9 protein-coding genes are annotated in these 8,902 nt (G+C 64.3%); 2 read left to right on the forward strand and 7 right to left on the reverse strand.

Annotation, left to right across the window (positions count from 1 at the left end):
* Window positions 1–9 precede the first annotated feature (9 nt).
* The 4 genes from KH616_RS16680 to rpe form a co-directional block, all read right to left on the reverse strand.
* Entirely contained in the window at window positions 10–600 is a 591-nt protein-coding gene (locus KH616_RS16680) for an aminodeoxychorismate/anthranilate synthase component II (protein ID WP_292248306.1), read from the reverse strand.
* Window positions 601–613: 13 nt separating this feature from the next.
* Complete coding sequence (trpE, locus tag KH616_RS16685) at window positions 614–2,107, reverse strand: anthranilate synthase component I (protein WP_292248309.1); 1,494 nt, start codon at window positions 2,105–2,107, stop codon at window positions 614–616.
* 356 nt (window positions 2,108–2,463) lie between these two features.
* The gene (locus tag KH616_RS16690; RefSeq protein ID WP_292248312.1) at window positions 2,464–3,210 is read right to left on the reverse strand and encodes a phosphoglycolate phosphatase; all 747 of its coding nucleotides are present in this window, start codon (window positions 3,208–3,210) and stop codon (window positions 2,464–2,466) included.
* 4 nt (window positions 3,211–3,214) lie between these two features.
* Complete coding sequence (gene rpe, locus KH616_RS16695) at window positions 3,215–3,901, reverse strand: ribulose-phosphate 3-epimerase (RefSeq protein ID WP_292248315.1); 687 nt, start codon at window positions 3,899–3,901, stop codon at window positions 3,215–3,217.
* Window positions 3,902–4,083: 182 nt separating this feature from the next.
* On the opposite strand from rpe, the gene apaG reads away from it, so the two are divergent.
* Together apaG and KH616_RS16705 are read left to right on the forward strand one after the other, a co-directional pair.
* Window positions 4,084–4,458 carry a Co2+/Mg2+ efflux protein ApaG gene (apaG, locus tag KH616_RS16700; RefSeq protein WP_292248317.1) on the forward strand — a complete coding sequence of 125 codons (375 nt, stop codon included), beginning with the start codon at window positions 4,084–4,086 and terminating at the stop codon, window positions 4,456–4,458.
* Between the two features lie 92 nt (window positions 4,459–4,550).
* A complete protein-coding gene (locus tag KH616_RS16705; RefSeq protein ID WP_292248320.1) occupies window positions 4,551–5,783 on the forward strand; it encodes an MltA domain-containing protein in 1,233 nt (410 codons plus the stop codon).
* A gap of 383 nt (window positions 5,784–6,166) precedes the next feature.
* Here KH616_RS16705 and paaK read toward each other — a convergent pair whose 3' ends face one another.
* The 3 genes from paaK to paaG are packed head-to-tail and all read right to left on the reverse strand — an operon-like array spanning window position 6,167 to window position 8,749.
* Window positions 6,167–7,465 (reverse strand): phenylacetate--CoA ligase PaaK, encoded by a 1,299-nt coding sequence (gene paaK / locus KH616_RS16710; RefSeq protein WP_292248323.1) that lies wholly within the window; start codon window positions 7,463–7,465, stop codon window positions 6,167–6,169.
* A 38-nt stretch (window positions 7,466–7,503) separates the two neighbouring features.
* Window positions 7,504–7,956 carry a hydroxyphenylacetyl-CoA thioesterase PaaI gene (gene paaI, locus KH616_RS16715; protein ID WP_292248326.1) on the reverse strand — a complete coding sequence of 151 codons (453 nt, stop codon included), beginning with the start codon at window positions 7,954–7,956 and terminating at the stop codon, window positions 7,504–7,506.
* 1 nt (window position 7,957) lies between these two features.
* Window positions 7,958–8,749, reverse strand: coding sequence for a 2-(1,2-epoxy-1,2-dihydrophenyl)acetyl-CoA isomerase PaaG (paaG, locus tag KH616_RS16720; protein ID WP_292248328.1), 792 nt, complete (start codon window positions 8,747–8,749; stop codon window positions 7,958–7,960).
* Window positions 8,750–8,902 lie beyond the last annotated feature (153 nt).

Genomic DNA, 8,902 nt, shown 5'->3' on the forward strand with positions numbered 1-8,902 from the left:
CCGCTCCGGTCAGGCAGTGTGCGCGGCCGCTTCGCGGGCCTGCTTGAGGAAGTTTTCGAGCAGCGCGTGGCCGTGCTCGGACAGGATCGATTCGGGATGGAACTGCACGCCTTCGACCGGCAGCGTCTTGTGGCGCACACCCATGATTTCGCCATCGTCGGTCCATGCGGAGATTTCGAGGCATTCCGGCAGCGATTCGCGCTCGATTGCGAGCGAGTGATAGCGGGTGACGTCGAAATGCTTCGGCAAGTCGGCGAACACGCCGCGGCAGTCGGTTTCGATCTTGCTCACCTTGCCGTGCATGATGGTCTTCGCGCGCACGACGCGGCCGCCAAATGCCTCGCCGATCGCCTGATGGCCGAGGCACACGCCGAGGATCGGCTTCCTGCCGGCGAATTCGCGCAGCACGTCGAGCGTGATGCCCGCATGTTGCGGGTTGCTCGGGCCGGGCGACAGGCAGATCGAATCGGGATTCAGGCGCGCGATCTCGTCGAGCGTGATTTCGTCGTTGCGATAGGTGCGCACGTCCTCGCCCAGCTCGCCGAAATACTGGACCAGGTTGTAGGTGAACGAGTCGTAGTTGTCGATCATGAGCAGCATGGTCAGTCTCCGGTCAGAAGTCGCTGTCGAGGCCGTCTTGGACCTGTTCGGCCGCACGCAGCACCGCGCGCGCCTTGTTCTCGGTCTCTTGCCATTCGGATTCGGGCACCGAATCCGCGACGACGCCGGCCGCCGCTTGCACGTACAGGTTGCCGTTGTGGATCAGGCCGGTACGGATCGCGATCGCCAGATCCATCTCGCCCGAGAACGACAGGTAGCCGACCGCGCCGCCATACAGCCCGCGCTTGACGGGCTCGAGCTCGTCGATCAGCTCCATCGCGCGCACCTTCGGCGCACCGGACAGCGTGCCGGCCGGGAAAGTCGCGCGCAGCACGTCGAAGTTCGTCATGCCGGGCTTGAGCTTGCCTTCGACCGAGCTGACGATGTGCTGCACGTGCGAATACTTTTCGATCACCATCTTGTCGGTCACCTGCACCGAGCCGATTTCCGCGATCCGGCCGACGTCGTTGCGCGCGAGGTCGATCAGCATCACGTGCTCGGCGATCTCCTTCGGATCGTTGAGCAGCTCGGTCGCGAGTTCCGCATCGCGCTCGGGCGTGTTGCCGCGCGGACGCGTACCGGCCAGCGGGCGGATCGTGACGATCTGGTCGTCGCCGCGCTTTTCCTGACGCACGAGAATTTCCGGCGATGCGCCGACGACGTGGAAATCGCCGAAGTTGTAGTAATACATGTACGGCGACGGATTCAGCGAGCGCAGCGCACGATACAGCGACAGCGGGTTGTCGCGGTACGGCTTCGTCAGGCGCTGGCCGACCTGGATCTGCATCAGCTCGCCGGCCGCGATGTATTCCTTCGCCTGGCGCACGGCGGCCAGATAGTCCTCTTTCTTGAATTCGCGGAACGTCTCGGTACGGACGCTCGGCGACGTCACGGGCGGCTGGACGGTCGCGCGCAGGCGATGCTTCAGCTCGCGCAGACGCTGCTTCGCCTTCGTGTATGCCTCCGGCTGGGCCGGATCGGCGTAGATGATCAGGTACAGCTTGCCGGCGAGGTTGTCGATCACGGCGACTTCCTCGGTCAGCAGCAGCTGGATGTCGGGCAGGCCGAGATCGTCGTGCGGGGCGGTGTGCGCGAGCTTCTTCTCGATGTAGCGCACCGCGTCGTAGCCGAAGTAGCCGGCGAGACCGCCGCAGAAGCGGGGCAGGCCGGGGCGCGGCGCGACCTTGAAGCGGGCCTGGAACGATGCGATGAACTCGAACGGGTCGCCGTCGTGTGTTTCGACGACCTTGCCGTCGCGCACGACTTCGGACACGCCCGCGCGGGTGCGCACAAGTGTGCGCGCCGGCAGGCCGATGAACGAATAGCGGCCAAAGCGTTCGCCGCCGACCACCGATTCGAGCAGGAACGAATTCGCGCCGGCGCGTTCCGGCTGCGCGAGCTTCAGGTAGAGGGACAGCGGCGTTTCGAGATCGGCAAGGGCTTCCGCAATCAGCGGGATGCGGTTGTAGCCTTCGTTCGCGAGCGATTGGAATTCGAGTTCAGTCATGTTCCGGTCCTGTTCGGGACGGGCGCGGAATGCGCCGGGGATCGCTTGGCGCTGCGCGTGCGGCCGTCGGCGGGAGGTCGGTCGGTGATGTGCCTGCCGGCGGGCGCGGCCCGGAGTGCGAGCGTCGGATGCATGCCACCGGCCCTGAATAGACAGGTTCGGGCGCTGTGAAGCGAAGCAGGTGAAACGACGATCGGCGCGCGGGTGCGCAGCGAGATAAAAAACGGCGCTGAAGACGAGCTTCAGCGTACCTCATCGAAGAGGTTAGCGCGACCAGCGACGCCAGGGCCAGGCTCCCCGGTCGATGCTGCTCAGACTCCGTTTTTTATTCAGAAACATGCGGATGGAAGAAATAATCAGACGGTTGGCTGGCCGGCGTTGTGCGCGGCGATCGCGCGGGCTGCGGCCAGCAGCGAATCGACTATACCATCCGAATTTATCGTTTGTATAGCCTTGCCATGGTTGTAGCCGTAAGGCACCGTGAGCGTCGCCATGCCGGCCGCGCGACCGGCGAGCGCGTCGTTCTCCGAGTCGCCGATCGCGACTGCGGTGTCCGGCGAGACGCCCAGCGCGTCGCATGCCGTCAGCATCGGCAGCGGATCGGGCTTCTTGCGCGACACACTGTCGCCCCCGAGTACGATGCCGAACCGGTCGGCCAGTCCGTACTGTTCGAGCAGCTCGACCGCGAAGCGGCGCGGCTTGTTGGTCACGCACGCAAGCTTCAGGCCTGCGGCGCGCATGGCATCGAGGCCGGCCGCGACGTCCGGGTAGAGGCGCGTGTGGCGACCGTTGATCTTCGCGTACTCGTCCTGATAGATCGCGAGCGCGTCGTCGAAGCGCGCCGCTGCCTCGTCCGCCGCGAAGCGCGGCTTCAGGACGCACTGGATCAGATGCTCGGAGCCTTTGCCGACGTAACCGATCACTTCGTCGCGCGACGTTGCCGGCGCGTCGAACCGCGCGAGCATCCCGTTCAGGCCGGCGGTGAAATCATCCACGGTATCGACCATCGTGCCGTCGAGGTCGATCAACGCGGCGTCGAGGCGCGGCGAGGCGAAGCGGATTGGGCCTGCCAGGTCAGGCACGGACTGAGGAACGTCGGCCATGGCGTCAGCTCCGCTTGACGGTCGCGAGTTCGCTGCGCATCTGTTCGATCACCTGGCGGTAGTCCGGCTTGCCGAAAATCGCCGAGCCCGCAACGAACGTATCCGCACCCGCCGCCGCGATTTCCGCGATGTTGTCGACCTTCACGCCGCCATCCACTTCAAGCAGGATTTCGCGGCCGGTGCGCTCGGTATACGCGTCGATGCGCGCGCGCGCTTCGCGCAGCTTGTTCAGCGTTTCCGGAATGAACGACTGGCCACCGAAGCCTGGGTTGACCGACATCAGCAGCACGAAATCGAGGCGATCCATCACGTGGTCGAGATGATTGAGCGGCGTCGCCGGATTGAACACGAGACCGGCCTTGCATCCATGATCGCGGATCAGCGCCAGCGAGCGGTCGACGTGATCCGATGCTTCCGGATGGAAGCTGATCAGGTTCGCGCCTGCCTTCGCAAAATCAGGGATGATCCGGTCGACCGGACGCACCATCAGGTGCACGTCGATCGGCACCTGCACGTGCGGACGGATCGCCTCGCACACGAGCGGGCCGATCGTCAGGTTCGGCACGTAATGGTTGTCCATCACGTCGAAGTGGATCCAGTCGGCGCCGGCGGCGACCACGTTGCGGACTTCTTCGCCGAGCCGCGCGAAGTCGGCCGACAGGATGCTGGGGGCGATGCGGAATTGGGTCATGAGTGGAGAGCGTGGAGGCTGCGGCGCAAAAACGCCATTCTACCGCCGGGGCCCGCGCCGCGGCGCGCGGTTGCGGCCCGTTGCCGCATCAAGCAGAATGCCGAACCAAGGCGGTTCATCCGCGCCCCGGCGCAGTCGCGCACGATGCCGGCGCGGGCCGGTCACTCTCCAGCGGAAACACCATGAGTCAGTACCAGTTCACCGTTTCGGTGAAAACCAGTTATTTGCCGGAACAATCCGACCCCGAACGCCGTCAATACGCATTCGCGTACACGCTGACCATTCGCAATACCGGGAAGGTCGCGGCGCAACTGATCGCGCGTCACTGGATCATCACGGACAGCGATAGCCACGTGCAGGAGGTCAAGGGCCTCGGCGTCGTCGGCCATCAGCCGCTGCTGCAGCCCGGCGAGCAGTTCGAATACACGAGCTGGGCGGTGATTGCGACGCCGGTCGGCACGATGCGCGGCGCGTACTTCTGTGTTGCCGAGGACGGCGAGCGATTCGAGGCGCCGATCGACGAATTTGCGCTGCACATGCCCCGCACGCTGCATTAAGCATGCGTGCACGTGTGCGGCGATGACGCGATCAGCGTGGCATGCGGTCGTTTCGGACGCGCTTCTTCTTGCCCGAAGCCGTCCATACGACGATGAAGATCAGCAGGGCGAGCGCAAGGAATGATTCCAGCGCGAAGATGAGCATCGGATATTGGTCGAGAAGATCTGACATGGCGGTTTCCATCAAGAACGGACATTGTATGTGGTTTAAACCCCGGGTGGCCGGGTGGGCGGCGGCAGTCGCGACGGCGGCGCTGCTCGCCGCATGCGGTGGCGCGCCGGTGCGGACGTCGTCGATGAAGCCGCCGACCGGCGCGGCGATCGTGCCGGGACAGGTCGCCGCGGCACGTCTCACGCCGGTCGCTTGGCAACAGGTGCCGGACTGGCAGGACGACACGCTGATCGGCGCGACCGCGGCGCTGCGGCAGAACTGTGCGCGTCTCGCACGCCAGCCTGCGTGGCATCGCGCCTGCGCGGCCGCGGAGCGGCTTGACGAGCTCGACGTCGGCAGCGCCCGTGCGTTCTTTGAAGCTTATTTCACGCCGTTCCAGTTCGCGAACAGCGACGGCACGCTCGACGGGCTCGTCACCGGTTATTACGAGCCGCTGCTGCACGGTTCGCGCGTGCGGCGCGGCCCCTATCAAACCGCGCTTTACCGCTGGCCGTCCGGCTATCGTGCCGGCGCTGCGCTGCCGGTGCGCGCGCAGCTCGAGCGTGCGGGCATCCTGAACGGCAACGAACTGGTGTGGGTCGACGATCCAATCGAGGCATTCTTTCTCCAGGTGCAAGGGTCGGGGCGTGTGCTGCTCGACGACGGCTCGGTGATGCGTGTGGGCTACGGCGGAACCAATAACCAGCCATATCGCTCGATCGGCAAATGGCTGCTCGATCGCGGCGAACTCACGCCCGCACAGGCGACGATGCAGGGCATCAAGGCTTGGGCGAAAGCGAATCCGAATCGCGTCGATGCGTTGCTCGACACGAATCCGCGTTTCGTGTTTTTCCGCGAAATGCCTTCGAAGGAAGCCGTGCCGCACGGCGGCGCGGAGGGGCCGGTCGGTGCGCTCGGCGTGCCGCTGACGCCGGAGCGGTCGATCGCTGTCGATCCCTCGTCGATTCCGCTCGGCACACCGGTGTTCCTGCAGACGACCCGGCCGCTCACGAACACGCCGATGAATCGCCTCGTATTTGCGCAGGATACGGGCACCGCGATCAAGGGCGGTGTGCGGGCAGATTATTTCTGGGGGCTGGGCGACGACGCTGGAGACCAGGCGGGACGGATGAAGCAGATCGGCCGGATGTGGCTGTTGTTCCCGAATTCGTGAGTCAGCCGGCGTGGGCGGCCTGGGCAGCCAATCGCCGTGAAGCAGCGTGCTGGTGCGGCGATTCTCGGCGATGCGGGTTTTGACGTGGAGGTTTGACGAAGAGGGGCGGGGCAGGATCGATGCATGGCATCGCAGGGCTCCCGACTTGCTCGGAACACTGACTCCGTTGCGACAGCGATTTTGACCTTCTTCGCGTACTCGCTCATGAATCTAATCTATGGCCAGCCCGATCCTCGCCCGGTGAACTACGCTGAGTGAGGGGCGGGCTGGCCATTTCATTGTGTCCCCCCAAAGCTGGATCGGTATCCGACATTGGGGCGCGGCTCGCTTGCGCGGATCGGGCCTTTCGTGCGCGCATCACGGGCGGGCACGATGACGGCTTATTAACCCCTGCGCTTGTCGACAACACGCCGTGCCTTGCCGACGGAGCGCTCGATGCCGTTGACCGGCAGTACGTTGACCCGCGCCGTGACGCCAATCAGCTCCTTGATATCGTGTGCGAGAGCCTGCTTCGCTGCATCGACCGCGGTCGCGTCGGGCGCGGTATCCGGGCACGGCTCGACGTTGAGCGTCAGCACATCGAGCGGCCCCTCCTTCGTCAGCACGATCTGGTAATGCGGCGCGAGTGCGCGTTGCTTGAGAAGTTGCTCTTCGATCTGCGTCGGGAACACGTTGACGCCGCGCACGATCATCATGTCGTCCGAACGGCCGGTGATCTTCTCCATTCGGCGCATCGTGCGTGCGGTGCCGGGCAGAAGACGCGTCAGATCGCGCGTCCGGTAGCGAATGATCGGCAGCGCCTCCTTCGTCAGGGACGTGAATACCAGCTCGCCCAGTTCGCCGTCGGGCAGCACCTCGCCGGTTTCGGGATCGATGATCTCCGGGTAGAAGTGATCTTCCCAGATCGTCGGGCCATCCTTGCTCTCGACGCATTCGGACGCGACACCTGGCCCTATCACCTCGGACAGCCCGTAAATGTCGACCGCGTCGATCCCCATGCGTCGTTCGATCGCGACGCGCATGTCGTTGGTCCACGGCTCTGCGCCGAAAATGCCGATGCGCAGCGAACTTTGCGCGGGATCGAGACCTTGCCGCTCGAATTCGTCGGCGATCGACAGCATGTAGCTCGGCGTCACCATGATGATGTCCGGGCGGAAATCCTGGATCAGTTGTACCTGCTTCTCGGTCTGTCCGCCGCCGAACGGAATCACGGTCAGCCCGGCGCGCTCCGCGCCGTAGTGCGCGCCGAGGCCGCCCGTGAAGAGTCCGTAGCCGTAACTGATGTGCACCTTGTCGCCACGCCGCGCGCCGGCGGCTCGAATCGAACGGGCGACGAGGTTTGCCCAGGTGTCGATATCGCGCGCGGTATAGCCGACCACCGTCGGCTTGCCGGTCGTGCCCGACGATGCATGGATGCGCGAGATCCTGTCCTGTGGCACCGCGAACATACCGAACGGATAGTTGTCGCGCAGATCGCTTTTTGTCGTGAACGGAAAGCGGGACAGGTCGGCGAGCGTTTTCAGGTCGTCAGGATGCACGCCGGCTTCGTCAAACTTGTGCCGATAGACCGGCGAATTGTCATAGGCATGCCGGAGCGACCATTTGAGACGTTCGAGTTGCAGTGCGGCCAGTTCGTCGCGGCTGGAAGTCTCGATCGGTTCGAGCGGTAGTGGGGTAGTCATGCGTGTCTCCAGTATTTTCTTGTCGTCAGGTCAGTTCGTCAGCGATCGTCCTGAATCACCACGCCTTTGATCTGAGCAGATTTGCCGCGAAACATCGCGACCGTTTCGCCGGCCAGATTCGTCACTCGAATGTCATAGATGCCATACCGCCCGTTGCGTGTCTGCTCGACCGCTTCAGCCGTCAGAACGTCGCCGCCATGTACCGGCCGCAGGAACTCGATCGAGCAACCCGCCGCGACCGTATTCACGTTGTACGAGTTGCATGCGAACGCGAACGTCGAATCGGCAAGCGCGAATATCAAGCCGCCGTGGCAGATCTGGTGGCCGTTCAGGAAGTCCGGCCGCACCGGCATGCGCATGCGCGCATAGCCGGGGTGTACTTCGACGAGCTCCATGCCCAGTGCGCGACTGCATGCGTCGGCGTCGTACATCGCTTGCGCCGTGGCTTGCGCGAGCGCATCCGGACTAAGTCCTTCGATGTCGCGATTCATGTCATCGTCCCTCGAAGCGCGGCGCGCGTTTCTCGATGAAGGCCTGCACGCCTTCGGCGTAATCGTGAGACTGGCCCAGCCTGCGCTGCAGGTCGCGCTCCAGGTCGAGTTGCTGATCGAGCGTATTCGTGATGCCCTCTCGCATGGCCTGCTTGATTGCGGCAATGGCGAGCGTCGGTTGCTGCGCCAGCTGTGCGGCGAGTTGACGGGTTGTCGCGGCGAGCGTGTCGTCGTCGACTGCGCGCCAGATAAGGCCCCACTGTTCGGCCTGTTCCGCGCTCAGCTTGTCGCCGGTCAGTGCAAGGCCGAGTGCGCGCGCCATCCCGATGCGTTGCGGCAGGAACCAGGTGCCGCCGGAGTCCGGCACGAGTCCGATCTTGACGAATGCCTGGATAAAACTACTCGAACGCGCAGCCAGCACGAGGTCGCACGCGAACGCGAGATTGGCGCCTGCGCCGGCCGCCGTGCCGTTGACGGACGCGATCACCGGGATCGACATACGCTGCAGACGACGGATCAGCGGGTTGAAGTGCGCGTCGATCAATGCGCCCAGATCGGTTGTCGTGCCGGGCGTGAAGTCGAGATCGGCGAGATCCTGGCCGGCACAGAAGCCACGCCCAGCACCGGTCAGAATCAGTGCGCGCGCGCCGGCGGATTCGATTTCATCGAGCGCCGATTGCAGTTCGCGGTGCATCGCCCGCGTGAAGCTGTTGAGCTTGTCCGGGCGGCTCAAGGTGATCGTTGCCACGCACGAGGTGTGATCGATATCCAGCTGAATCGCTTGATAGGACATCCGGTATCTCCTTCATAAATTCACGAGGGACATGCGAAGCGTCTTCGTTACACCCGCTCGATTGCGATCGCGATGCCTTGCCCCACGCCGATGCACATCGTGCACAGTGCGTAACGGCCTTTCGTGCGATGCAACTGATACATCGCCGTCGTC

Source organism: Burkholderia sp., assembly GCF_018375725.1.
GTDB lineage: Bacteria > Pseudomonadota > Gammaproteobacteria > Burkholderiales > Burkholderiaceae > Burkholderia.